Origin of the sequence: Ekhidna sp. (assembly GCF_964218185.1) — a bacterium.
In the GTDB taxonomy this organism is placed as follows: Bacteria; Bacteroidota; Bacteroidia; order Cytophagales; family Cyclobacteriaceae; genus Ekhidna.
This window is the reverse complement of record NZ_CAXPLV010000010.1, coordinates 26,114-50,667: the sequence shown is the minus strand read 5'-3', so window position 1 is coordinate 50,667 and position 24,554 is coordinate 26,114. Positions and strand designations below refer to the sequence as shown.

Sequence of the window (24,554 nt, the reverse complement as noted above, 5' to 3'; positions counted from 1 at the left end):
TCAGGTTGGGGCTTTTTAGTGGCAATTAAGCAAATTTAATTGCGGTTGATTCGCTTAAGAGGCGCAAGTTTTTGCTCATAGGTCATAGCGTTCCATTGTGACTTGTAATCAGCAGATGAACTTCGTCCTCTTACTCCTGTTTTTACTTTTAAATAAAGCATAGGTCGATAGGACTCATCCTTACTATTTTTTGAACTTACAATATCCAACTCATACTGTGTGGCATCATCTGCCATCAAAAGAACTAGTCCTTTATTGCTGTCTTTGCTGGTAGCCCACTGCTTAATTTCATTGCGATTTAAAAGGAGCGGAATATAACCATCGAAGGTAATGTTGTAAGGAAGCCTGAACATGTCCGAATATGCATTTGCATCAGCGTCTGTAGAGTTATCCGTTACACCGGGAAGCTGCCAGTTTTGAGTTGCATTCGCAGCTGTCCAGGAAACACGTGTGACATCAAACAGTGGGGCCTCTGGTGTTAAAGTTTTTACACCAATATAATTGTCTCTACTTTCACCATCAATTCGGCTAGAGCGGCCTCTTAGATAAAGAATTGCTTCTACTATTTCAAATTCAGCTCCTACTGCCTCGGTAACTCTTGCATCAACTTCCGGGAAGTAAATAAGACCATGAAAATCTCCTTCAGGTTTTCTATCCACACTAAAGGTTTCTGTTGATTCTGTACCCTGCTTGTCAGAAATAGCTACATCAACTACTCCGCTATATCCGTCAAAACCTTCCTGGAAATAAAACTCGTAGATATTGTCTGAGTTTCCGTCTGCTCCATCCGAGCCGTTGCAAACATGAACAGTTGCAAGAATCACATCTACACCATCCACGATATCTCCATCATTGTTCATGTCGTACCCAAATCTTAATCTTCTTCCACCCGCAGTTCCGCAACTTGTGGATGCTGTGTTCTCTACGAATACACTCTGCCCGTCACTACCATCACTACCATCTGCACCATTACATACATAGTAGGTTCCTACCTCTTCTCCCGTATCGATTGAATTATTACCGTTTACGTCTAGCCCTACCTGAAAGGCCAAACCACCATTTGCGCAGTTGGCACCTGGGTTTTCAGTGGAAGTAACTATGATTGTATTCGAGCCATTCGAGCCATCACTTCCATCAGCCCCATTAAGACCATTGCAAACACTATAGCTTGTTAGGATTTGATCACCACCATCAGCAAGGTCACCATCATTGTTATTGTCATAGCCAAAGGTGAGGGTAGTTCCTCCATTTGCACAGGCTGCTCCAGCTGGAGATGAAGTAACTATTACACTTTTGCCATCAGCACCATCAGCACCGTTTGATCCATTTTGACCATTGCATACATAAATTGGACTCCCTATGATTTCACCTGCGTCGAGGTTGCCATTTCTATTGGTGTCCAGACCAATGTCTATTCTTATTCCACCATTTGAGCAATTTGCACCAGCGCTCTCATTAGTTGTTCTGATTAGTGAGTTGAGACCATCACTGCCATCGGCACCATCGTTTCCGTCTGCTCCATCAGCTCCATCAGCTCCGTTACATACGTAATAGGTGTAATCAACTTCATCGTTTTGTAGAGTGCCATCAGTAGTCACATCATCCATTCCGATTTCAATCTTCAGCCCACCAGATATACAATTGTCACCTGGATCTTCAGTTGTGACTCTAGTGATGCTTGAAATACCATTTGTGCCATCAGATCCGTCTGAGCCATTGTTTCCGTCAGCACCATTACACACATAGTTTTCGGAAACCACCTCTTCATTATCCAACGTTCCATTCCGGTTGGTATCTAAACCTAATTCTACTTTTAATCCACCGTTGGAACAATTTGGTCCGGGACTTTCAGTGGTCACATTTGAAAGGGTGTTGAATCCATTCGATCCATTGGTACCATTCGATCCATCCGTTCCATTGCATATAGAATAGGTGGATTGTACTTCTCCTGCATCAAGACTGCCGTTGGAATTAGTGTCAAGCCCAACTTCTATTAGGATGCCGCCATTTGGGCAGGAATCATCTGGAGTAACACGGATCAAGCTGGTGAGCCCGTCAGAACCAGATCCTGCCCCGTCATTTCCATCTAATCCATTGCAAACAAAGAAAGAGGTTTGAACTTCGTTATTATCTAGTGTGTTGTTGCCGTTTTGGTCAGCACCAATCTCCACAAGGGTGCCACCAGTTTCACAATTTTCTCCTGGTTCCTCAGGTGATGTGCGTGCAACCAAAGTAGGAGCACCAACTCCGTCAGTACCGCTTGCTCCGTTACAAATAAAACTGGTTGATGAAATTTCTTCTTCATCAAGAATGCCATTTTCGTTGGCGTCTTGTCCTACGGATATTTTAACTCCGCCCGTGGAGCAATTTTCTCCGGCTGCTTCATTTTGGATGTCAACCAAAGCGTTGAATCCATTGACTCCATCTACACCATTGGTAGGTTCTGTAGGATCCTCTGAACAGCTTATAAAAATCAAAAGGGATAGCATCAAGAACGTACTTGTCCTCAATGATTTCAGGGTGATTGAATACATAGTGGTAGTGCTAATTTTTAAAAGAATAGTGCAATTTAGTGAAATGTAATATTATTACGATTTAATAGAATTATTTAATGTTCTGTAATGTTTTCGATGAACACTCATTTGTTCACTACTGAACGATTGATAATTATTGGCATCCAATTAAGTTGTTGATTTATAAACGTTTAAATACTTTGGCATCTTTTGTGGAGCATAGACATCCGAAAACCTGATATCCATAACGATGCTAACACCTATTAAACTCTTTATTCGTTCTTTGAAACGAAATAAGCTCTTCTCTCTAATCAATATCCTGGGGCTAACGGTGGGATTTTTCTCATCCATACTTATTTACCTCTACGTTCAGGACGAGCTTAATTACGACACCTTTCATGAGAACGGTGATCAAATCTATCGGATCAATCAAACGTTTATCTGGGGCGAAGATAACCCCAACCTGTTTTCGAGTACCGGGCCTGGAGTAGGATACGCCATCGCTGAGGATATTCCAGATGCCAAGCATGTGGTGCGTGTACATACGCCCAACATGATGCCGGTTCGTTTCAAGGTAGGCGAGGAAGAGCGTTTTTTCAATGATGAATATGTGCTTGCGGTGGATTCTAATTTTTTTGAGGTCTTTTCCTACCCTTTAATTAAGGGAGATATTCACACAGCATTGGAGCGTCCAAACACCATGGTCCTTACGGAAGAGATTGCTAAGAAATACTTTGGGAACGATGATCCGATCGGCAAATTTATTGATTTAAGTGGTGGTCCTGCTAAGCAGACGTTTGAGGTTACAGGAGTTGTCAATCGTTCATCTTTCAAATCCTATATTGATTTCGATATGCTCATATCGCTTAACAGCATAGATCGCATTAAGCGAAGCAATTGGAATTGGATGTGGACCATGTTTGAGACGTTTATCCTTTTGGAGGAAACATCAGATCCTGATCAGGTTCAGGCAAAACTGAACCAACTGCCACGTAAACATGCGGTGAAGACACTTGAAGTAATGGGATATACATATGATGAATACATTGAGGCTGGCAAAGAATGGAATTTGTATTTGCAACCCTTCACGGATATCTATCTGCACTCTGATGGTATATACAATCGATTGAGTAGCGTTGGGGATATCAAAATTGTGATCGCTCTTATGGGGTCAGCAATTTTCCTGGTCATACTTTCATGTATCAATTTTATCAATTTAAGTACAGCTCAGTTTACCTCAAAAGCACAGGACGTGGCGTTGAGGAAGGTTCTGGGTGGGACAAAGCTCTCATTTATACAACGCTATTTTGGGGAATCGTTCGTTTATTGCCTGCTCGCAGCGGGAGTAGCCATTGGTACGCTTAGTTATGCGATACCACTGATCAATCAATCCATAGGAACTTCCCTGTCTTTTGCTTCAGCTAATCAACCCATGCTGATCCTTTTCATTCTCTTCATGGTCGTATCCGTAAGCGTGCTTTCAGGTATTTATCCGTTTGTTTTCTTCAATTCATTTCAACCGATTTCTGCTATGAAGGGAGAAATGCGTTCAGGTATTAAAGGCTTGAAAATCAGGAATGGCATGTTGGTAACACAATATGTACTTTCATTCCTTTTGATAATCAGTACTATAACCATCTACAAACAACTGGATCATTTCATGAATGCTGATCTGGGTTTTGAAAAGGATAATCTATTAGTCATAGAAAATGCTCATTGGACAGGTGCGGCGGAAGAATTCGCGAATGAACTCTCCAAGCTTGAGGGTGTAGCAGGGACAGCCCTCTGCGATGCAGTTCCACTTCTGATTTCGAATGGTGATCAATTTGTGCCGGACGAACCTAATGCAGGATCAGTTCCTTTGAATTACGCCTTAGGAGATGAGAATTATACCGACCTGCTAGAAGTTGAATTTCTTGTTGGTCGAAGTTTTGATCCTGGTTTCTCCGATGATGTAAACGGCATTATTTTGAATGAGACCGCAGCAGCCACCATTGGCTGGGAGGTAAATGAAAGTATTCTCAATAAAAAAATCACCAACTGGAGTGGTACCTATCATGTCATAGGTGTTACTAAAGATTTTAATTTCTGGACGTTGCATGCACCCATCGAACCATTTGCAATCTTTCATTCTGAATCAAACGCTCAAGGAGAGAGGCCACTGACTCGTGTGATGTTAAAGTCTCGAGCTACGGTTGCAGATTTTGAAAAGTTGAAGGTGGATATACAAAGTAAATGGACAGAATTTGCACCCGGTAGGCCCTTTGAGCATACTGTACTCAGTGATTATTTTGAAAGCTCGTACCAAACAGAACAACGATTTGGTAGTGTACTATCTTTTTTCTCCTTACTTACAATCATCATTGCTTCGCTTGGGCTATTTGGAATTGTTGTATTTTCAGTGGAGCAAAAGCTAAAAGAAATTGGCGTGAGAAAGGTCCTAGGAGCCTCCATAGCCAGTATCGTATTGCTATTCTCTAAAAGCTATGTGAAGTTACTCTTAATTGCATTTTGTATAGCAGCACCCATTGGTTACTACTTTATGAATATCTGGCTCTCAGATTTTGAGTATCGGATCAACATGGGTATTGATATTTATCTTATAGCTCTGGCAGGGTTGCTTTTTATTTCACTTTCCATTTCTGTATTTCAAACTGCAAAGGCTTCATTGTTGAATCCTGCTGATGTATTGAAAGATGAGTGATTAAAGTGACTGAACTACTTTCAGAGCTTCTTCTATGTGTTTGCTAGCATTGAAGTCGGCTCTGAAAGTATGCTTAATGATGCCTTCTTTGTCTACAATGAACGTCACCCGCCCTGGTAGAAGACCAAGGATACTCGGCAGACCAAATGCTTTGCGGGCTTCTTTTTTAGCATCACTCAATAAGATGAAGGGTAAGTTTCGCTTATCAGCAACCTTCTTATGTGAATCAGTGCTGTCAGCACTGATGCCTATTATTTCTGCATTTAAATCGAGGAAGGCTTCATAATTATCCCTGAACCCACAGGCTTGGGCCGTACAAACGCGGGTATTGTTTTTTGGATAAAAGTAGATAACCAGGGGCTTACCTATAAATGAATGTAAAGTCACAGTTTTGCCATCCTGATCTTCTAGTGAAATGTCTGGTAGTTTATCACCTTTTTTGAGCATCTTTTTTAAATGTGATTAGTAGTAGGGGGAGTAAACTCAAGTCAATAATGAGGGCTATCAATAGCGAAAGACTTACGAAAAGTCCAAGGTAAAAGGTTGCTCCAAAATTGGAAAAGAGATAAAGTGAGAAACCAGTCGACATAATTATTGAGGTGATCAGCATGGCGCTACCTGCATGCTTAAAGGTCTGTTTTATTCGTTCGATTGGATCTGCATTTTCGTTTTTAAGGTAATAGCTCATCATATGAATCGTGTCATCCACGGCAATTCCGAAGGCAATAGTGAAGATGATGGAGGTGGTCATCTTTAATGAAATACCAAGCCAGCCCAGAATGCCTGCAACCATGAGCAATGGAATTAAGTTTGGGATGAGACTTATGACAAGTAGCTTCCAGGATTTGAAATAAAGGCCAAGAATAACTCCAATAATTCCGATTGCTGTAAGTAGCCCTTTCATCAGGTTGTAGGAGAGTAGCTCATGACTTTTATCGATCAGATAGGTGGTGCCGGTTATCCGATAGGATATGATTTCTTTGTTGATTATCGTATCTAAACTCATGAGCATTTTCTTATTTCGAATGTCTGTTTCATACGAGCCAAGTTCAGGAAAGAATCCGATCAGACGCCCCACTTTGCCATCCTCTGTCACTAGCTTATCCAATCGTTTCGGGTCGATCCGGTTTTTTAACCTCAACACCTGGGCATATCGTCGTTCACTTTCAGGGTATTTGAAGTTTTCGTTGAGGCCGCCATTGTTGACCATGTTCAGGTACTTGATAATGGTAGCAGGTGACTGCACTTTTGCAATGGGGTAATCTTGCAATAAATAATCCTCAATCTTCACGATCTCATCCATTACTTCCTTTTCCCATATGGAGCGAGAAGTGTCAATTACTTCTACACGCACTTCATAGGGCTTTGAGCCGCCCAACTGATTGTCGGCATACTCAAAATCTTGTCTGACCTGAGAATCCTTTGGTAAGTCATCGAGTAGAAAGGAGTTGATTTTTAGTTTGCCGATACCTGGAATTGAAATCAATAAGATTAGCACGGAACTTATAATGACAAACCTTTTGTGCCCAATCAACCACCCCAGCCAGCCTTTTGGAACTTCTAGAATTCGCTGATCTGCAGAATACTTAGTGACCGAAGCAACCAGCAAGCCAAACGTGAAGGTGATGACGAAGGCAATCAAGATTCCAAGCGCTGCAAATAAGCCGAGCAATTGAACTGGTTCTGTATTGATCCATAGCAAGCTTAGAAATCCGATGGCCGTTGTTACAGAAGTTAATAAAGTTGGAATCCAAACAATTTTGAGTGCCTCTTTAATTCTCTCCTTGGGATTGTGTCCTCCTGATTTTTTTAATGCATTCATCAGATGCACAGCATCAGACATGGACACAAAGAATAGAATCGGAGGGAGCAGTGAGCTTAGTAAATTGATTTTCAGTCCAAGCATACCCATTGTCCCGAAGAGCCAGACAATGGAGAGCAAGCTGATCAAAAAGGGAAGTAGAGCAGATTTTAGATTTCTAAAAATTAAAAGCAGCAGACCAAAGCTGAGAACAAGAGAACCCAACAGAAACTTTCCAAAATCATTTTGGATGTAAGAAATAAAAACACCCGCTGCGCTTAGTTTCCCTACCAGGCGCATATTCTCGATTCCATATTTGTCTGCCTTTGCCTGTATTGCGGTGATCAGTCGCTCACTTCTTGGCTGATCTCCAAAGTGAGCATGATTCAGGTAGATGCTCAATGCCTTGCCATTTTTGCTGAAGGCCGCTCGGTAAAATGGATTACCAAAAATTCTGGCACTATCCTGAGCTAATTGATATGGTGAAGTCTCCTCGCTGTGTATGAGAGGAAAGATGACTAGACCCGTTGGGCTTTTGATTACGTGCTGAAGGGAAAGTGGTGAGTACACATGGTCAACGTCTTCAATTCCTGACAAAGACTTTTCGAAATCACTCGCTCTTTTCAGGAAGTCCGAATCAAACAGCCCCGAAGGCTTTTCGATGATAATATGCAGGTAGTCATTGTCGTAACCAAACTGTTCGGTGTGCTCAGCATACGCTCTGCTATCTGGGTGATTGTTGGGGAAAAACTTCTCGAATTCAAAGTCAAAAGCGAGATATTGAAGATTCCAGCCCAGTATAGCCGTGATGGCTACCAGTAAGCAGGTCATTATCACCTTTCCCTTTAGGGTAATCAACCGCTCGACATATTTATCTAATCGTGGGTTCAGGGTTTCTTCGTTTAAAAGTTAATTTTGTTACCAAACTACGAACAGAATGCAACAATACCTGAACCTAATGCAACATATCCTCGACAATGGGTCGGAGAAGGGTGACCGTACAGGTACTGGAACAAAAAGTGTGTTTGGGTATCAGATGCGGTTCGATTTGAGTCAAGGATTTCCTTGCGTCACTACTAAAAAACTACACCTCAGATCGATCATCCACGAGTTGCTTTGGTTTCTTCAGGGAGATCAAAATATTAAATATTTAAAGGAGAATGGTGTTTCCATATGGGACGAGTGGGCTGATGAGGATGGAAATCTTGGCCCTGTGTATGGCGTGCAATGGAGAAGCTGGGAAACACCTGATGGGAGAAAGATCGATCAGATCAAAAAACTAATTGACGGTATCAAGAATAATCCTGATAGCAGGAGGCACATTGTGAGTGCCTGGAATGTTGCCGATGTGGATGATATGGCTTTACCTCCATGTCATACCTTGTTTCAGTTTTATGTGGCAGATGGTAAGCTAAGCTGTCAATTGTATCAACGCAGTGCGGATGTCTTTTTGGGCGTTCCTTTCAACATTGCATCATACGCTTTGTTTACTATGATGGTGGCTCAGGTATGTGATCTGGAGCCGGGCGATTTTGTACATACGTTTGGAGATGCTCATTTGTATTCCAATCACATCGAGCAAGCTCACTTGCAGCTCTCAAGAGAGCCGCGTGAGCTTCCTACAATGAAAATCAACCCGGAGGTTAAGGATATCTTCAAATTCAAGTTTGAAGACTTTGAGTTAGTAAATTATGATCCGCACCCGCACATTAAAGGCGCTGTTGCGGTGTAACATTTTGAAGGTGGTAATAGTCAACTAATCAGTTAGTCAAACATGGCAGAAAGCAGCGGAATATTTGATATGATTGGCCCGGTTATGATTGGCCCATCCAGCTCGCATACAGCAGGTGTTGTTCGCATAGGTCGTGTGACTAATAAGATATTGGGAGGGGTACCTGATCACGCAGATATTATCTTTTATAACTCATTTGCCAGAACATACGAGGGGCATGGTAGCAATAGGGCGATTCTGGCGGGACTCATGGATTACCGAACGGATGATAAGCGGATTAAGGATGCACTTGCATTGACAGAAGAGGCTGGGTTAGAATATAAGTTTAGATCCATAGGGAGTGCGTCTACCTTTCATCCAAACTCTGTAAGAGTAAATGCAAGAAAGGATGATAAGAGTGTCGAAATTCTGGGAGAAAGTAGGGGAGGTGGAGTTATCAGAATCAAGGAGGTCAATGGATTTGACGCAAACTTTACTGCGAGTCTTCACACCCTGATCATAGAGGCAGATGACGTAAAGGGCAGTATTGCATTCTTTACTGAAGTATTGTCGCAAGACGAATGCAACATTGCCACGATGACCGTATCTCGAAAAGGACGAAATGATTTAGCATGTCTTATTCTGGAAATGGACTCAGGAATAGACGATATAACATTAGAATATTTAAAGAAGAGGAAGTGGGTGCATAAGGTCATCTACATACCGGACATTGATAAGTAAAATGAAAAAACTAGGACTAATCACCACACTGATTTTATTGGGTTTTGCTTCAATCGGTCAGGAAAAGCGTGCGCTTTCACTGGAAGAATGTATCGAAATAGCCGTTAAGAACAACTTGAACGTAAAGAGAAGCGAACTGAACATGCAGAGCGCTCAGGTAAATTTGGAGCAATCCAAAGCTAGTAGATACCCTTCCCTGAACGCAAGTGGAAACTATGGCTTTAACTGGGGTAGAGGAATTGACCCTACCACCAACCAATTTATTGATCAGCGAATAAACTTTAACAGCATTGGCGCTTCTTCGAGTTTGCCTTTGATTCAAGGACTTCAAATTACCAATGGAATAAAGCAGGATAAGCTAAGCATGGAGGCCTCACGAAAGGATCTCGAAAAGGCTGAAAACGATATCTCGTTAAATACAGCCCAGTTCTACCTGAATGTAATATTTAATAAGGAGTTGCTTGATAATGCTACATTCCAATTAGAATCTAGCAGACAGCAACTCGATCGTACAAGTAAACTGGTAGAATCTGGTGCGCTTCCTTTGGCTAATAAGTTGCAATTGGAAAGTCAGGTAGCCACGAATGAGGTAAACCTTATTAATGCACAAAACAATTTGGATTTAGCATTGCTTGCCTTGAAACAGGCATTGCTGTTACCTCCGGGTCAAGAGATAGATGTAATCATTCCTGATGTCACTATCGATCAGGCAGAAATTGAAAATACGAGTATCACAGAACTTTATAATGAGGCATTGGCAAATATGCCAGAGATCCAGAGTTCGGCTTTGAGAGTAGAAAGTGCAGATGTTGGGGTAGATGTGGCAAAAGGAGGAATGTACCCTACGATAACACTGTCAGGAAGCTTGGATACGAGATATTCGGATGCAGCTCAGCAGTTTGATCCTGTGTCTGGTGAATTTGAAACTATTCCTCTTTCTACGCAATATGACAACAACCTAAGTAGAGGATTATCTGCCAACCTTAGAATTCCAATTTTCAACGGCTTTAGTACCAGGAGCAATATCCAACGATCAAAAATTGCTTTGCAGCAGGCAGAAATTAATGAGAAAGAGCAGCAAAACTTACTTTATCAAACCATAGAGTCATCATACAGAAATGCTGTTGCTGCTGCTAAAACATTCACTGCATCTCAAAAGCAGGTAGCCTCACTGGAGGAAACACTGAGAGCGGTAGAAAATCAGTACAACAACGGAGCAGCAAACTTTACGGACTACCAGGTAGCTTCCAATAACTTATTTCAGGCTCGCACTGATCTGTCTCGTGCTAAGTACGATTTCATTTTCAAACAAAAAGTACTTGAATTCTATCAGGGCAAACCATTAACATTCTAAACCGATCACCAATTATATATATCTAAAAAATCATGGCTAAGAAGAAAAAATCAAACAATAAAATCCTTTACATCCTCGGGGGAGTGGTTGTAGTACTTATACTTTTTGCGGTTATCGGTAAGTCTCAGGGATGGGTAGGACAGAAGAAAAAGATCGAAGTAGAGGTGGCGAAAGCTGAGAAGAGCACGATCATCGAAAAGGTAAGTGCATCCGGTCAGGTGCAGCCAGTAGTAGAGGTTCAGTTAAGCCCTGAAGTTTCCGGTGAGATCATCGAGTTGAGAATAGAAGAGGGTGACTCTGTTAGCAAAGGTGATTTCCTGCTAAGAATTCGTCCGGACAACTTTGAGTCTGCCTTAGATAGGGCAGAAGCTGGGCTCAATCAACAGGAAGCAAATCTGGCTCAAGCCAAATCTGCACAAGCTAGATCTCTGGCCAGCTTTGAGCGAGCAAAGCAAGATTTCAACAGACAGAAGACGCTGTATGAGCAAAAGGTAATCTCTGAAGCAGATTATCAGCAGGCAGAGGCCAATTTCAAAATAGCAGAGCAGGATTACGAGTCTGCCAAGCAGAGTGTAATTGCTGCTGAATTCATTCTAAAAAGTTCCAGAGCTAACGTGGCGGATGCAAAGGAAAATCTTAGACTGACAACTCTAAGAGCCCCAATGAGCGGAATTGTCTCCAAACTTCCAGTTGAGCTTGGAGAGACCGTTCTTGGTACATCGCAATTTCAGGGAACAGAGGTAATGAGAATAGCTGATCTTTCGAAAATGGAAGTGCAGGTAGATGTGAATGAGAATGACATTATTCGAATTTCGGTAGGTGATACTGCCATCATCGATGTGGATTCATATTCTTATATGGATAAAACATTCAAGGGGGTTGTAACGCATATTGCTAATACGGCCAATGATAAAATATCTGCCGATGCTGTGACTGAATTCGGTGTGCGCATTCAAATCTTAAATAAGTCTTATGAGGATTTGGTAAAGGAGAAAGGAATCAAGTATCCTTTCAGACCGGGTATGACTGCTAGTGTGGATATCATCACTGAGGTAAAGAAAGATATTTTGACCGTACCATTGGCAGCTGTCACCACCAGATCAGAAACGGATAAAAAAGAAGGTGAAGAAGATTCGTCTGCGTCTGATCAACTGGCTGATGAAGATGTGAAGGAAGTTGTCTTTGTGGTGAAGGATGGTAAAGCTGTAAAAACTGAGGTACAGACTGGAATAAGTGACTTTGACCGAATTGAAATTTTGTCAGGAGTCGAAGAAGGAACCGAGGTTATTTCCGGACCATTCCTTGCTGTTTCTAAGCGTTTGAAAGATGGAGATGATGTAGAGGCGAAAGGCAAGACTGGTGAAAAGAAGAAAACCGAAGAAGAATAGATCTTAAGCAGGTTATAATATCAAAGCCCACCTTTCGGTGGGCTTTTTGTTTTCTATTCCATCTCCATAGCGCTTTCCACCGCATCAGTGATTTCCTGCATTTTTTGCTTTGTATACCTACCCTCGGTAGCATAGACTATTTTCCCTTCTGGATTAAGTACATAAAAATATGGTAGATCCTTGCCGTCAAAATTCAATGCTTCTTTATACTCCTTAAGTGTGCCTTTATAGAAAAGCACATTTGGCTGTAAGCGCTTATCTATGGTTTTTTTCAGTTTGTTCATCACCTTTTGATAGGCAGGACGCTTTGCGCCCGTAAACATTGGCACAAAATACGTATTGACATCAAATGAAAAATCAAAAGGGCCCGGATTGGGATTTTTATAAATGAATTGATTGTATACAGGTTCAAACCAACCTTTAAGGTAGTCTTCCGCTTGTTTTGAATAAGCTAATCCAACAAGGCTATATTTCCCCTGGATGTCTTGAGGAAGATTCACAAACTCATTGGTCAAGGTCTCGGCTTCCATATCTGGAAACTGACTTCCAACTTGTGCCTGACAAAGTGCACAGGATAAAATCAAAGAAATTGTAAGTACTATTGTCTTCTTCATAGGGTTACTTTTAATGTCATTAAAATACTTATGGTAAACGAAAGAAACTGTTTTCTGTCATTATTTTTCTAATTTCATCCTTGTATCAACCAAAAAGAACCATGCAATTACGTAAAATCAGCTACTCACTTTTTTTAGTTCTCATCACTTTTGTGGCCTTAGGACAAGCACATCGAGATGCCTACAATCAAGGCATGCAAGCTATAAAGTTTGGCAAGTATGACCTGGCGATTGAAAAATTTCAGGAAGCAGTAAAGCTAAATCCACAGTATGCAGATGCCTGGTTCTATCTGGGCAAGACATACGATTATTTAAACAGGGTGGAAGAGACGATCATGGCTTATCGAAACCTTGAGCAGGTAGATTCGGATTATAACATTGCCATTTACTATGATATTGCTAAGTCTTACATCGAATTAGACAACCTGAGGAGTGCCCGGATTTATATCAAGCGATACCTTGAAAGAGCGCCAAAAGGCCCAAAATCAGAAAAACTGATCCACCTGGCAATAAACCGCCTCAATTATGTTGACATCAGTGCTGAGCTAAGGGAAATGGAACCAAACACGTCAGAACCTACTCCGATTGCGGCTTTAAACAGTATCTCTGGTGATTATATGCCTCAGGTAAACCCGACAGGAACACGACTCTACTTTACCAGTGTGCGTCAGGGCGGCTTTGATTTTAAAGATGAAAACAGTGCAGAATTAGATTTTGGGGAGGATATCTACTATTCAAACCTGATTGGTGATCAGTGGAGTGAACCACAGCTTCTTCCACAACCTATCAATTCGATGGCAAATGATTTTGGATCCTCTTTTACAGGAGATGGCCAGACGATGGTTTATGTTCGATGCGACGAAAAAGGAGCAATCGGAAGTTGTGATTTGTACATCACACAGCTGAACGGAAATACCTGGAGCGAGCCTCAAAATATGGGCAATGTGGTGAATACCGAAGAATGGGAAAGTCAGCCTACAATCAATTCCGATGGAAACAGGATCATTTTCACATCCATTCGTCAGGGTGGATATGGAGCCTCTGATCTGTATATGATTGAAAAAAATCATCTTGGGCTTTGGGGTATCCCTCAAAACCTTGGAAGTATTGTAAACACTCCATTGAGTGAAAACAGTCCGTTCCTTGCAGCTGATGGAAAAACGCTTTATTTCTCTTCTACCGGACACCCAGGAATGGGCGGAGCAGACATCTTCTATACCGTATTTGAAAATGGAAAATGGTCAGTACCAAAGAACCTTGGTAAGCCCATCAACTCGAAAGGTAATGATACTAACTTCAGTATCTCAGCATCAGGAAATGCTTATTTGGCATCCTCCAGACTTGATGAAAACAATTTTGACATCTTCAAGGCAGAGCTTCCAGACGAGCTAAAGCCTAAGCCAACAATTGTAGTACAAGGTATTGTATCTAATTCTGAGGATAGCAAACCATTGAGCGCATTGGTATTGATAGAAGATCTTAACTCAGGTGAGTTGATTGCGACCAATAAGAGTAATGAAGCTACTGGAGAATACTTGGTTGTGCTGCCTGCCGGTCGTGACTATAGTGTGTCTGCCAACGCAGAAGGATTCTTCTTCTATTCGCAGAGTTTTGAGTTGCCAAAGGATACAACCTATGCGGAGATTACAAACAACATTGATCTTGAGCCGATCAGAAAAGGAACAAAGGTTGTTTTGAATAATATCTTTTTTGAGGTAGGAAAAGCCGAGCTTAAGCCAATTAGTTATGTAGAGTTAAATAAGGCAGTGACCTTAATGAAGAATAACAGAACCATGAAGATTGAAGTAGGTGGTCATACAGATAGTCAGGGAGCTGATGCGAACAACCTAAGCCTATCGCAAAGAAGAGCTCAATCAGTAGTAGAATATATGGTTTTGGCAGGAGTGGAGCGAGAGCGATTAATCGCTAAAGGTTATGGAGAAACTGTTCCAATAGCTGATAATAGTACCTCAGAGGGGAGAGCTAAAAACCGACGAACTGAGTTCGTGATAGTAGAGTTCTAATCTGAAAATGGAAACCTGATTTCGTTGTTGTTTACTTCAATGAAGTCATGAATATCAAATAGAGCTGAAACTTGTGGAATCACTTCTTTCATTCTGGAGAGAAGTGATTCTTTTGTTTTCAGCCCATAAATAAACATCATCTTTTCAGGCACTTTTCTGCTCACATAACTCTTCACAAAATCATCGTCCTTCGTGACTATGACATACCCTTTTTGAATGGATAGCCGCCTCAGTTGATCATCGATCACACGCTGATCCTTCTTTGCTTTCATTTCATTGATGTGGTAGGCATTTAAACCTCCTTCTCTGAAAAGGTTTGTTAATTCTGGAGTCAGGTTCTCATCAATGATGAATTTCATCATACTATTTAGAGTTATTGATTGCCATGATTCATTTCTGCTAGTTTTTGATTCATATCTGACACTCATGCCATCGTAGTGTGCCTTTCTTTATGGCAATCAAATAATTAATACCGTCAAGAAAAAATCATGAAATCAAAAATCAAAATTTTAGTGCTCGCCATATCATCTTCTCTGATGACAATGCTGATTAGTTGTGGAGATGATGGAGATGCCAGCTCAACTTCCAATATAAATATTTCTACCAGTACTCCAACAGATATTACCAGCACCACTGCCACTCTGGGTGGAAATGTGACAGGAGAGGGTGTATTTTCTGCAGGTATTGTGTTTAGTCAAACAAACAATCCGAGTATTGAGAATGCGACTTCTATCTTATCAACCACCACTTCAGGATCTTACACGGTTTCGGTAACAGGTCTATCATCCAATGGCACCTATTTTGTCAAGGCTTTTGCACTTACAGAAGATGGAGAGGCAGTATACGGTGATTTGAAAAGCTTCACTACGGAGGAGGTGGATACTACGGCTCCAACTTTGGTATCAATGAGCCCAAACGGTACGGAGACAGCTGTTTCTATCAACACATCGATAATTTATACTTTTAGTGAGCCTATGGATGTAAACACGTTCATAGCTCCAGGTGGATCGGCACCAAATAATGTGTTTTTAAGCGGAGGCCTTTATGGAAATGATGTGCCTTTCACTATCTCAGCGAGCGGCAATGATATTATTCTCACGCCTTTAGAAGAGCTGGACGGGGGTGAGTTGCTATACAGTTATGGATTGTTTGCTGATGATATAACTGATTTGGCTGGTAATAGTCTGGATATTGAAGCAGGAGAAGGGAATGGCCTATTCACAACAGAAAACACCCCATTAACCATTACCAGCATTTTACCATCACTTAATGAAACTGGGGTAGATTTAGACGCGAATATTGTCGTTACTTTTTCGAATACACTCGACCCCAATTTCGTTAGTTCAGAAGCTTTTACCTTATTTTCAAATAAATCTGGCCAGCTCAGCGGAACTGTTACAGTATCTGGCAATAAGGTCACATTCGATCCATCAGGAGAATTAGATGATTTTATGACCTATCACAATTTTTATGTGGAAGGGTATGGTTCTTTGCAAATTCGAGATGTGAATGGAAATTATTTCCCTGAGGAAGGAGCTTATTCTTTTTCAACAGAGGCTTTTTCGGAGAATTACTATTACGAATTTGATGGAAACTACGGATACGCAGCTGACAATTTAGACATTACTTATAATGGAGGAACCTCATATACTGTTAATGTTTCTTCAGGCTCAAACTATACATCAATGTCCTGGAGATTTGTGAAGGCCATTTATAACGGTCAGGATGTCTATACCATAACCAACAAATTGATTGACAATAATGGACATGAGATTTATATTGAAGCAGCAGCTCCTGACGATGGAAATAAAATTTTGACATCAGCAAGACCTTCATCTACTACGTGGTACACGGGTCAATTTTGGACGGTAGAGTGGAGTGGTAATAATAGCAATGGTTTTCTTTTAAAAGCAGTGGTGCCAAATGCTTATTTAAGCAGTATCGATTTAGATATCAATGCAACAATTGCCTCACCATATCCCTATGAGCACGAGTGGTTGGTGACCCGAAGAGCTGCATACAGTGGTGACTAGAAGCTAAAGCCTATTTTTATCTGTTAAAAGCCCCGAAAGGGGCTTTTATATTTTAAAATTCAGAGCAGAGAGTTTTGTATACCTGATCCACAGGCAAGCCAACCACATTGTAATATGATCCTTTGATCCACTCAACTCCGATCAACCCAATCCAATCCTGAATGCCGTAGCTCCCTGCTTTATCCAAAGGAGGGGCAATTTCAATGTAGTGGTCGATCTCATCTTCGGTCAACTCATGGAAATGTACCTCTGTAACACTTGAGAAGGAAATGTGCTTTTCTTCATTGCTGATGCAAACACCTGAGATTACCTGGTGGATTTTTCCGGAAAGGATCTTAAGTACTTGCCTGGCCTCTTTTTCATCCTTTGGTTTGCCCAAAATACGATTCGCAAAAATCACCACCGTATCAGCTGTGATGATGATACCCTCTTTAAAAGCTTCGCGATGCGCCTTGTTTTTTTCAATGGCCAAGTATTCAGCCACATGTTCGACCACCAGATCTTCGGGAAAGACCTCTTCAAAATCTATTGTTTTTACCTCGAATTTCAATCCAACTTCTGTTAGCAGCTGCTTTCTGCGAGGGGAGTTTGAGGCTAAAATGAGATTATTGAAATGCTTCATCAAAAAAGGAATTGAATTCGTCTGCTTTTATGGATCCAAACAGAAATCCGCATATTACTTTGGGATAAAAGTACGTGCTCTTCTGAGGTAACGTGTATCCACTGTAGCATACTTCCTTAACGGTCTCAATCGAGATTTCTTTTGTGATAATCGCACACTGAGCCTCATTTTTAATTACAGACTGCAGGCATTTTGTGAAGTTCCGTTCAAAAGTAAGGTTCTTGCTTCCCCGTTGATCTTTGCCTTTGATGCCCAGACATTTCTCAAAAACAAAGTAGTGCATCACAGTCAGATCCAGCTGCTTGATGGTGTCTGGAAAATCCCATGAAATCGTATTTATCTTTTCTGGTTTTAGTCTGATTTTATATGCCTCATCTCCAATGAGAAGTCCAAAAGCCCATTGCTTGCCCAGAATCACTTCATTGACATCCGTTGCTTCTTCGATTGGTTTGATATAGAAGTACTCGTCCAGCTTCTTCAGTAATTCTTTTTTCGAAAAATTCTCAAGTCCATGAACCATGCGGTGGGTGGGGAGGATTCTCAAATCATCTGATTCAGTATTGGTAAAATACATCAGGTGGAAGTTGTAGCCTTCATCTCCCGTATGATTTGGGTTCTTTTGCGCCTGCTCCTTTTGATACAAAAGTGAGCCTTCATACCTATGATGCCCATCTGCAAGGATGATTTGCTTATCGGCGATGATGTCCATGATTCTGCGAATGATCTTCACATCATGGATGATTCCAAAAACATCCCTCACACCTTGATAATCCTCTGTTTCATACAAAGGATCTACCATTGCTTCATCAAGGTATTCTTCGATTTCATGAGTTGGATCGGTGTAGAGGCCATGTGTAGGGCTTACGTTGAGTTGTGTACGGTCCAGTATGTCCATTCGGTCATTCACAGAGAAAGGCATGGTATTTTCATGCCTTAGGAGCACTTTTTCATCCCAATCATAGACACGAAGGTTTGCTACAAATCCCTTTCTTATCCGTTCACGATCTGAGCCTGGAAGTGTGAAGTATTGATAGTACACATAGATGGCAGGTAGTTCATCTTGAATAATGATTCCATCCTTTTTCCAGTTTATCAGCCTCTTAGCTGCTCCATGAATGGAATCTTCCCCGCGAGGTACAGATAAGTGAATGCTATTGAACTCTTCCTCATATAGTGCCTCTCGCTGACTCTCTGAGACGACATCAAATAGCGGTGAAACCAGCTTGTCGATGTTTTTGATCTGCTCAGAGTTATATCTCCAAGCTCTTAAGGGTCTAATTTCTGCCATCAATTACGTGCTCGTTCTTTCCACCTACTTTTTGTTTCAGTAGCTTTTGATGCTGAAACCTTCTTTACGGAATTGTTGACCAGTTCATTTGCAATAAGTGCAGCAATTTCCATGGTCTCCTGATCTGGCTGTTTTTTGAGCGTTTCCGGATTGTAATGTGACTCTACAAACTTGGTTGTAAAAGAGCCGTCAATGAACTCTTTGTGCGTGAGAACGAAATCACAGAACGGAAGAGTGGTCTTCACTCCGGTTATTTGATACTCAGCAATGGCCCGTCTCATTCGTTGGATGGCTTCCGTACGATCTTTGCCGTAAGTGATGAGTTTAGCAATCATCGGGTCATAGTAAATCGATACATCCTGACCTTGTTCATATCCGTCATCTACTCGCACACCTGCTCCTTGCGGTCTTATGTAAGTCTTTAGCTTTCCTGTATCAGGGAGGAAATTATTTTCAGGATCTTCTGCATATACCCGTACTTCCAAGCTATGCCCGTTTATAGAAAGATCGTCTTGAGTAAAACTTAGTTTCTCGCCATTGGCTATTGCTATTTGTTCTTTTACAAGGTCAATACCCGTAATAAGTTCAGTAACTGGATGTTCTACCTGCAATCGCGTGTTCATCTCTAGAAAATAGAAGTCCATGTTTTCATCAGCAATGAACTCCACCGTACCAGCCCCATAATAGTTGCAGGATTTTGCCACATTCACAGCCGCTTCACCAATCTGCTTTCTTCTTTCAGGAGTAAGTAGGGCAGAAGGAGCCTCTTCCACTACTTTTTGGTGTCTTCGCTGAATGCTGCACTCACGTTCAAACAGGTGGATGATGTTGCCATGCTGATCTCCTAAAACCTGAACTTCGATGTGCTTGGGTGAGGAAATGAACTTTTCAATAAAGACCTCATCATTACCGAATGAGTTTCTGGCTTCACTCATTGCCCGATCCATCTGCTCTTCAAAATCTTTCGGATCGTTGACGATACGCATTCCTTTGCCACCACCTCCAGCACTGGCCTTGATCATCACGGGATAGCCAATATCGTTGGCTACTTTTTTGGCTTTTGTCACATCATTAATGGGTTCATCCATTCCCGGAACAAGAGGCACGTTGAATTTCTGAACTGTTTGCTTAGAAGTAAGCTTATCACCCATCACCCGAATGGCTTCCGGTGATGGTCCTATGAATATGAGCCCCTCTTTTTTTACACGCTCTGCGAAAGAAGCATTTTCCGAAAGGAAGCCATAGCCCGGATGGATCGCGTCAGCACCCGTTTGTTTGCAAGCTTCAATGATTTTATCCTGTACAAGGTAAGACTCAGATGCTGCTGCCGGACCAATGTTAACCGCTTCATCAGCAAACGAGGCATGAGGAAGCAACTTATCGGCTTCACTATATACTGCTACTGTCTTGATGCCCAGCTCTTTGGCGGATCTCATTACCCTGATGGCGATTTCACCTCTGTTGGCTACTAATATTTTCTTTATAGACATAATTTCAATCGTTAGCGCAAGTTTATTGAAAAGGCGACATTCATTATATGCGCATTCCTGCTAAATTTGCAACTTGTTTGAAAAAAGGAGAACACAAGTAAATGGATTTATTTGAGAAATTACTCAGTGACAAGGGAGCGTTAGGTCAATACTCCTACTTAGATCAGGATTTAAACTATTATTTCTTTCCAAAACTAGAAGGCGAGATACAGCCACGAATGAAGTTTAAAGGGAAGGAAGTACTTGCCTGGAGTTTGAATAACTACCTGGGACTAGCGAACCATCCTGACATTAGAAAGGCTGATACTGAAGCAACTGAGCAATGGGGATTGGGCTATCCAATGGGTGCCCGAATGATGACTGGAAACTCAGACTACCATGATCAACTGGAGCAAGAGCTTGCAGATTTTGTGAGCAAGCCTGCTGGTATGCTTTTGAACTACGGTTATCAGGGAATCATGTCTGTGATCGACGCTTTGGTGGATAGAAAGGACGTGGTGGTGTACGATGCTGAGTGTCACGCTTGTATTATTGATGCATTGAGAATGCACATCGGTAAGCGTTTTGTTTTCCCTCACAATGACATTGAAAACTGCGAAAAGCAACTGAAAAGAGCTGAAAAACTTGCAAATGAGCAAGGAGGTGGTGTTTTGGTCATTACTGAAGGTGTATTCGGGATGAGTGGAAACACTGGTAAGCTTGATAAGATCGTTGCTCTAAAGGATAAGTATGATTTTCGTCTTTTAGTAGATGATGCACACGGATTTGGCACCATGGGTAAAACAGGAGCAGGTACGGGTGAGCACTACGATTGTCAGGATGGGATTGATATCTACTTCTCGACGTTTGCTAAGTCTATGGCCAGCATTGGGGCTTTTATAGCAGGAGACAAAAACATCATCGATCACTTAAGATACAAGGTTAGATCTCAAATTTTCGCTAAATCATTGCCTATGCCACTAGTAGTGGGGGGATTGAAGCGATTGGATATGCTGAGAACCATGCCTGAGCTTCGTGAGAAGCTGTGGACGATTGTGAATGCATTGCAAAACGGGTTTAAGGAGCGTGGCTTCAATATTGGGACGACAGATTCTCCTGTAACACCTGTAGTAATGAACGGAGATGTAATGGAGGCATGTAATATGGTGGTAGACCTGAGAGAAAACTATCATATTTTCTGCTCTATGATTGTGTATCCGGTGATTCCTAAAGGTATGGTGATCTTGCGAATCATTCCTACAGCTATGCACACCTTAGAGGATGTGGATCAAACACTTAAGGCTTTTGAGGAGATCAAAGGAAAGCTGGATGGTGGTGTCTACAAGGAGGCAGGAGTGGAAGGAGCCATGCTTGCAAAATCTTAAAATTTCTCTAAAAAAACTGTTTATTTACGATTTTGGGCTATATTGCCTCAACTTTAAAAATTTATCGATAACCTTAATTACCTTATAACATGAAAAGATTTGAACAACTAAAGTCAATGGTTGAATCTCTAGAAGCAGATTTCGAAAAGTTCTACGATAAAAACAACAATGCCGCCGGTACTCGAGTAAGAAAAGGTATGCAAGATATGAAGAACCTTGCTCAAGAAATCAGACTAGAAGTTCAAGAAATCAAGAACAAAGGATAATCGATCACTAATCGAACCGATAAAGAAATTAGGGAGCCATTCGGCTCCCTTTTTTTGTTTTTAAACTATCTTGAAAGATCGTGAAAGTAGTGGTCAAAGTAATAGTAAGCTACCTCTTCAAGATTGGAGTAGTGTTCTCATTTATTCTCGGAGTATCCATTTTATTTATCTTTTTATCAGGCAATAGGGTTGATGATCTTGTGATCGATTTGATAAAAGTCCTTGGACTAACTGTAGTGTTTTACCTATTGAAGTCAAAAATTCTTAAATAGAAATACTCATTGAAGTATTTGGATAATGCTTTTGAGGTGTGACAAAGCCCGAGAGACTATCTTCTCACTATCCAATCCACCCAAACTTTCCCATCTATGGTTGCATGAAGAATATATAACCCAGGCTGAATGTTGGGGCGGATTTCTACCAGACTCGTATCGGTTGCATTTGCTTTGTATACCAGCGATCCTTTCATATCATACAATGCCACTTCAACGATTCTGGACTTCTGCGACAGCTCGATATTGAGTAATTCATGGAACGGATTGGGAAATACTTTAGGTTTAAGAGATTCACCTTCACCATTCCCAAGAGGTATTTCCTCTAAATCAGTATAATAAATGGTTCGATCTAACTCCTGCACCACAAACACGCGGTTGTTCGATGTTTCGGCAAAAGTGGTTTGGGTGAAATTGGGGATGTCACCCATGAAGATAGGAGCGACCTGTTGCTTCTCGAAGGTAGCATCTCTGTGGCCAGAATGGTGAAAGATGCCCGATAGATTATAGGATTGACCAATTCGGGAAGCAAAAGCACTACCATTGGAAGGGAAGAATAGCTGGTGTGCCTCCAGGTAAAACCAATCATAGCCAAAAGGCACGATGCGGACATGCTGCCACTCAGCTCCATTCACCGCTCCCTGAAAACTGTTTTTAAGGTTGACAGAGGTTGCCACGGTACCTGACGTTCCCGACAGGCCAAGCACCAGATTGTCATACCGATCAATAGCCATGCTGGTCACGTACACAATAGAGGTGGTTCCAATGTCATTCGCACCCCAGTCAAAAGATAAAGAAGGGAGCTTACTCCAGGTATGACCCTGATCCTGAGAATACAGGATGGCCCCATCTTTTGAGTTGTATTCGTTGAGGGAGGCATAGATTCTCCCTTTACTATCCTGAACCACATGCGCGATGTAGTGATCCAGGTTTAGCCCCAGATTTACTTTTTGCCAGCTTTTGCCATCATCGATACTTTTGAAAAGCCCTTTACCACGAAAAACACCTGCTTCATTTTTCTCTTCAAAATGACCGGTAGACATGAGCAATGTCCCATCGGGCAAAATAAGTAAGTCAGTTATCTCTGTTTCCTGATCGAAATAGGAACTCTCCCAGGTGAACCCCCTGTCAGGAGACGTATAAATGGTTTTGTCTGCCGCTATCGCAAATAGCTTATTTTGTCTTTGAGCAAGCAAAACAATCGGGATATCTGATGGCAGGAGGGAAGACCATGTTTTTCCAAGGTCATTGGATACAAACAGCCCGCGATCCGTACCTGCATATAGCTGATCCAGCTCATCCACCATGATGGTAAAGTAGGTAGTTTCATCTTCCGGAGTGCCCTCTATTGGTTTCCAGAAGTCCGTCATTTGCTGTCCTGCCAGGCCCAGTGGCAAGAAGATCAGCGGCCAAATCCATTTCAATAAGTGTAAAAAGAAGAACGTGTCTTAATACGAAAATGTCCAGGGGTGAGATTCACCCCCGAACGGTCAACCATCTAAAGATAAATCTTCAATCCAGTGGTATGCCTGATCCGGGTCGGTAAAGTATTGCTCCCGATCCGTGGCATACAGCTCCTGATACTTGTCTATTTTGGAGGCATCCTGATGAACATGCGCAGCGCCTACACAGCTAATCCCTCGTGTGTTTGTCAGTTCCAGGTCATTCGCCTCTTCAAACATATCCAGATAACCTATGCGCCATCCATAGTGAGATAAGGTCGTTGGGATGATGGAGCGGTAGTACTTGTGTGCCTCTACGCTATCAGCTTTAAAGCCAAACAGATTGACAAACATTTTGAATTTGCTGTTGTCGGCTATTTGGTTCAATGCGTCTTTGAGGCAGTTTTCCCATATCTGTATCTCACAAATGCCTACATCTCCACTCAATTTGGTGAGAAGCATCTTTCCGTCTTCCCACCAAATGCTGCTCAGATTATCCATCAGTTGGTAAGCTCTTTATACAACTCAAATGCACTTCGTTCAACCCAGCATTGGCTAAGGCGTTCACCTCTTACTTCCCAGATGGCAATACCCGTAAAGCTGACATGCTCGCCATTGCCGGGCAGTCCGAAAATGCCATGATTATCTCCGGAGCACACCCAGCGGGAAACCACCAGCGTTTCAGCTGGATTAGAAAAAATATCCTGACTGATGGTTGAGGCATTTCTGAGTTTTGATTGAAAGTCCGTAACCCAGCGTTTAAAGCTCTCTCGCCCTTCTATCACCACTCCACCAGTGGTAATGATGTAGTCTTCGGTCATCAGCTCGTCTATTGCATCGAGATCGTGCGTTGGTCCCCAGACCCTGCCCAGAAACTCTAATACCAGTTTCTCAGCTTTATTTTTTGATTGCATGGATGCTTCCATA

The 24,554-nt window shown here is 41.8% G+C and carries 20 protein-coding genes; 9 read left to right on the top strand and 11 right to left on the bottom strand.

The window, feature by feature from the left end; all coding sequences use genetic code 11:
• Positions 1-35 precede the first annotated feature (35 nt).
• A complete protein-coding gene (locus tag ACEQZT_RS15745) occupies positions 36-2,534 on the bottom strand; it encodes a hypothetical protein (protein WP_370090424.1) in 2,499 nt (832 codons plus the stop codon).
• A gap of 262 nt (positions 2,535-2,796) precedes the next feature.
• Here ACEQZT_RS15745 and ACEQZT_RS15740 point away from each other — a divergent pair, with 262 nt between their 5' ends.
• Entirely contained in the window at positions 2,797-5,217 is a 2,421-nt protein-coding gene (locus tag ACEQZT_RS15740; protein WP_370090423.1) for an ABC transporter permease, read from the top strand.
• Here the strand turns inward: ACEQZT_RS15740 and ACEQZT_RS15735 are convergent, their stop codons facing one another.
• Together ACEQZT_RS15735 and ACEQZT_RS15730 are read right to left on the bottom strand one after the other, a co-directional pair.
• The gene (locus ACEQZT_RS15735; RefSeq protein ID WP_370090422.1) at positions 5,218-5,664 is read right to left on the bottom strand and encodes a peroxiredoxin; all 447 of its coding nucleotides are present in this window, start codon (positions 5,662-5,664) and stop codon (positions 5,218-5,220) included.
• Positions 5,648-7,849 (bottom strand): RND family transporter, encoded by a 2,202-nt coding sequence (locus ACEQZT_RS15730; RefSeq protein WP_370090420.1) that lies wholly within the window; start codon positions 7,847-7,849, stop codon positions 5,648-5,650. Before ACEQZT_RS15730 ends, ACEQZT_RS15735 begins: the two co-directional genes overlap by 17 nt.
• 106 nt (positions 7,850-7,955) lie before the next feature.
• On the opposite strand from ACEQZT_RS15730, the gene ACEQZT_RS15725 reads away from it, so the two are divergent.
• The 4 genes from ACEQZT_RS15725 to ACEQZT_RS15710 are packed head-to-tail and all read left to right on the top strand — an operon-like array spanning position 7,956 to position 12,212.
• Complete coding sequence (locus ACEQZT_RS15725; protein WP_370090419.1) at positions 7,956-8,750, top strand: thymidylate synthase; 795 nt, start codon at positions 7,956-7,958, stop codon at positions 8,748-8,750.
• 42 nt (positions 8,751-8,792) lie between these two features.
• Positions 8,793-9,470, top strand: coding sequence for an L-serine ammonia-lyase, iron-sulfur-dependent subunit beta (sdaAB, locus tag ACEQZT_RS15720; protein WP_370090418.1), 678 nt, complete (start codon positions 8,793-8,795; stop codon positions 9,468-9,470).
• Between the two features lies 1 nt (position 9,471).
• Positions 9,472-10,824, top strand: coding sequence for a TolC family protein (locus tag ACEQZT_RS15715; RefSeq protein ID WP_370090417.1), 1,353 nt, complete (start codon positions 9,472-9,474; stop codon positions 10,822-10,824).
• Positions 10,825-10,856: 32 nt separating this feature from the next.
• A complete protein-coding gene (locus ACEQZT_RS15710; protein ID WP_370090416.1) occupies positions 10,857-12,212 on the top strand; it encodes an efflux RND transporter periplasmic adaptor subunit in 1,356 nt (451 codons plus the stop codon).
• A 53-nt stretch (positions 12,213-12,265) separates the two neighbouring features.
• Here ACEQZT_RS15710 and ACEQZT_RS15705 read toward each other — a convergent pair whose 3' ends face one another.
• Entirely contained in the window at positions 12,266-12,826 is a 561-nt protein-coding gene (locus ACEQZT_RS15705; RefSeq protein ID WP_370090415.1) for a hypothetical protein, read from the bottom strand.
• A 101-nt stretch (positions 12,827-12,927) separates the two neighbouring features.
• On the opposite strand from ACEQZT_RS15705, the gene ACEQZT_RS15700 reads away from it, so the two are divergent.
• The gene (locus tag ACEQZT_RS15700; protein ID WP_370090414.1) at positions 12,928-14,850 is read left to right on the top strand and encodes an OmpA family protein; all 1,923 of its coding nucleotides are present in this window, start codon (positions 12,928-12,930) and stop codon (positions 14,848-14,850) included.
• Here the strand turns inward: ACEQZT_RS15700 and ACEQZT_RS15695 are convergent.
• The gene (locus ACEQZT_RS15695; RefSeq protein WP_370090413.1) at positions 14,847-15,212 is read right to left on the bottom strand and encodes a DUF5615 family PIN-like protein; all 366 of its coding nucleotides are present in this window, start codon (positions 15,210-15,212) and stop codon (positions 14,847-14,849) included. The two genes, ACEQZT_RS15700 and ACEQZT_RS15695, sit on opposite strands and share 4 nt — an antisense overlap.
• Before the next feature lie 126 nt (positions 15,213-15,338).
• On the opposite strand from ACEQZT_RS15695, the gene ACEQZT_RS15690 reads away from it, so the two are divergent.
• A complete protein-coding gene (locus tag ACEQZT_RS15690) occupies positions 15,339-16,883 on the top strand; it encodes an Ig-like domain-containing protein (protein WP_370090412.1) in 1,545 nt (514 codons plus the stop codon).
• Positions 16,884-16,935: 52 nt separating this feature from the next.
• Here ACEQZT_RS15690 and ACEQZT_RS15685 read toward each other — a convergent pair whose 3' ends face one another.
• Genes ACEQZT_RS15685 through accC form a run of 3 tightly spaced genes read right to left on the bottom strand, consistent with a single transcriptional unit; the run spans position 16,936 to position 20,286 of the window.
• On the bottom strand, positions 16,936-17,505 hold the full coding sequence (locus tag ACEQZT_RS15685; protein WP_370090411.1) for a nucleoside triphosphate pyrophosphatase: 570 nt from the start codon (positions 17,503-17,505) through the stop codon (positions 16,936-16,938).
• The gene (locus ACEQZT_RS15680; protein WP_370090410.1) at positions 17,489-18,793 is read right to left on the bottom strand and encodes a DUF1015 domain-containing protein; all 1,305 of its coding nucleotides are present in this window, start codon (positions 18,791-18,793) and stop codon (positions 17,489-17,491) included. Before ACEQZT_RS15680 ends, ACEQZT_RS15685 begins: the two co-directional genes overlap by 17 nt.
• Positions 18,793-20,286, bottom strand: coding sequence for an acetyl-CoA carboxylase biotin carboxylase subunit (accC, locus tag ACEQZT_RS15675; RefSeq protein ID WP_370090428.1), 1,494 nt, complete (start codon positions 20,284-20,286; stop codon positions 18,793-18,795). The genes ACEQZT_RS15680 and accC overlap by 1 nt, the downstream gene beginning before the upstream one ends.
• A gap of 98 nt (positions 20,287-20,384) precedes the next feature.
• Here accC and ACEQZT_RS15670 point away from each other — a divergent pair, with 98 nt between their 5' ends.
• A complete protein-coding gene (locus tag ACEQZT_RS15670) occupies positions 20,385-21,647 on the top strand; it encodes an aminotransferase class I/II-fold pyridoxal phosphate-dependent enzyme (protein ID WP_370090409.1) in 1,263 nt (420 codons plus the stop codon).
• An 89-nt stretch (positions 21,648-21,736) separates the two neighbouring features.
• The gene (locus ACEQZT_RS15665) at positions 21,737-21,913 is read left to right on the top strand and encodes a histone H1 (RefSeq protein WP_370090408.1); all 177 of its coding nucleotides are present in this window, start codon (positions 21,737-21,739) and stop codon (positions 21,911-21,913) included.
• 328 nt (positions 21,914-22,241) lie between these two features.
• Here ACEQZT_RS15665 and ACEQZT_RS15660 read toward each other — a convergent pair whose 3' ends face one another.
• The 3 genes from ACEQZT_RS15660 to ACEQZT_RS15650 form a co-directional block, all read right to left on the bottom strand.
• Positions 22,242-23,609: a T9SS type A sorting domain-containing protein gene (locus ACEQZT_RS15660; protein WP_370090407.1), complete on the bottom strand. Its 1,368-nt coding sequence runs from the start codon at positions 23,607-23,609 to the stop codon at positions 22,242-22,244.
• Between the two features lie 66 nt (positions 23,610-23,675).
• Complete coding sequence (locus ACEQZT_RS15655; RefSeq protein WP_370090406.1) at positions 23,676-24,128, bottom strand: hypothetical protein; 453 nt, start codon at positions 24,126-24,128, stop codon at positions 23,676-23,678.
• A complete protein-coding gene (locus ACEQZT_RS15650; protein ID WP_370090405.1) occupies positions 24,128-24,553 on the bottom strand; it encodes an ester cyclase in 426 nt (141 codons plus the stop codon). Before ACEQZT_RS15650 ends, ACEQZT_RS15655 begins: the two co-directional genes overlap by 1 nt.
• Position 24,554: the final 1 nt, after the last annotated feature.

Excerpts from the sequence above, each read along its gene's own strand:
- ACEQZT_RS15695 (WP_370090413.1), bottom strand. The coding sequence starts at position 15,212 with ATGATGAAATTCATCATTGATGAGAACCTGACTCCAGAATTAACAAAC.
- ACEQZT_RS15665 (WP_370090408.1), top strand. The coding sequence starts at position 21,737 with ATGAAAAGATTTGAACAACTAAAGTCAATGGTTGAATCTCTAGAAGCA.
- sdaAB (WP_370090418.1), top strand. The coding sequence starts at position 8,793 with ATGGCAGAAAGCAGCGGAATATTTGATATGATTGGCCCGGTTATGATT.
- ACEQZT_RS15710 (WP_370090416.1), top strand. The coding sequence starts at position 10,857 with ATGGCTAAGAAGAAAAAATCAAACAATAAAATCCTTTACATCCTCGGG.
- ACEQZT_RS15685 (WP_370090411.1), bottom strand. The coding sequence starts at position 17,505 with ATGAAGCATTTCAATAATCTCATTTTAGCCTCAAACTCCCCTCGCAGA.
- ACEQZT_RS15705 (WP_370090415.1), bottom strand. The coding sequence starts at position 12,826 with ATGAAGAAGACAATAGTACTTACAATTTCTTTGATTTTATCCTGTGCA.
- ACEQZT_RS15680 (WP_370090410.1), bottom strand. The coding sequence starts at position 18,793 with ATGGCAGAAATTAGACCCTTAAGAGCTTGGAGATATAACTCTGAGCAG.
- ACEQZT_RS15670 (WP_370090409.1), top strand. The coding sequence starts at position 20,385 with ATGGATTTATTTGAGAAATTACTCAGTGACAAGGGAGCGTTAGGTCAA.
- ACEQZT_RS15655 (WP_370090406.1), bottom strand. The coding sequence starts at position 24,128 with ATGGATAATCTGAGCAGCATTTGGTGGGAAGACGGAAAGATGCTTCTC.
- ACEQZT_RS15715 (WP_370090417.1), top strand. The coding sequence starts at position 9,472 with ATGAAAAAACTAGGACTAATCACCACACTGATTTTATTGGGTTTTGCT.
- ACEQZT_RS15730 (WP_370090420.1), bottom strand. The coding sequence starts at position 7,849 with ATGACCTGCTTACTGGTAGCCATCACGGCTATACTGGGCTGGAATCTT.
- ACEQZT_RS15700 (WP_370090414.1), top strand. The coding sequence starts at position 12,928 with ATGCAATTACGTAAAATCAGCTACTCACTTTTTTTAGTTCTCATCACT.
- ACEQZT_RS15735 (WP_370090422.1), bottom strand. The coding sequence starts at position 5,664 with ATGCTCAAAAAAGGTGATAAACTACCAGACATTTCACTAGAAGATCAG.
- ACEQZT_RS15690 (WP_370090412.1), top strand. The coding sequence starts at position 15,339 with ATGAAATCAAAAATCAAAATTTTAGTGCTCGCCATATCATCTTCTCTG.
- ACEQZT_RS15725 (WP_370090419.1), top strand. The coding sequence starts at position 7,956 with ATGCAACAATACCTGAACCTAATGCAACATATCCTCGACAATGGGTCG.
- ACEQZT_RS15745 (WP_370090424.1), bottom strand. The coding sequence starts at position 2,534 with ATGTATTCAATCACCCTGAAATCATTGAGGACAAGTACGTTCTTGATG.
- ACEQZT_RS15650 (WP_370090405.1), bottom strand. The coding sequence starts at position 24,553 with ATGGAAGCATCCATGCAATCAAAAAATAAAGCTGAGAAACTGGTATTA.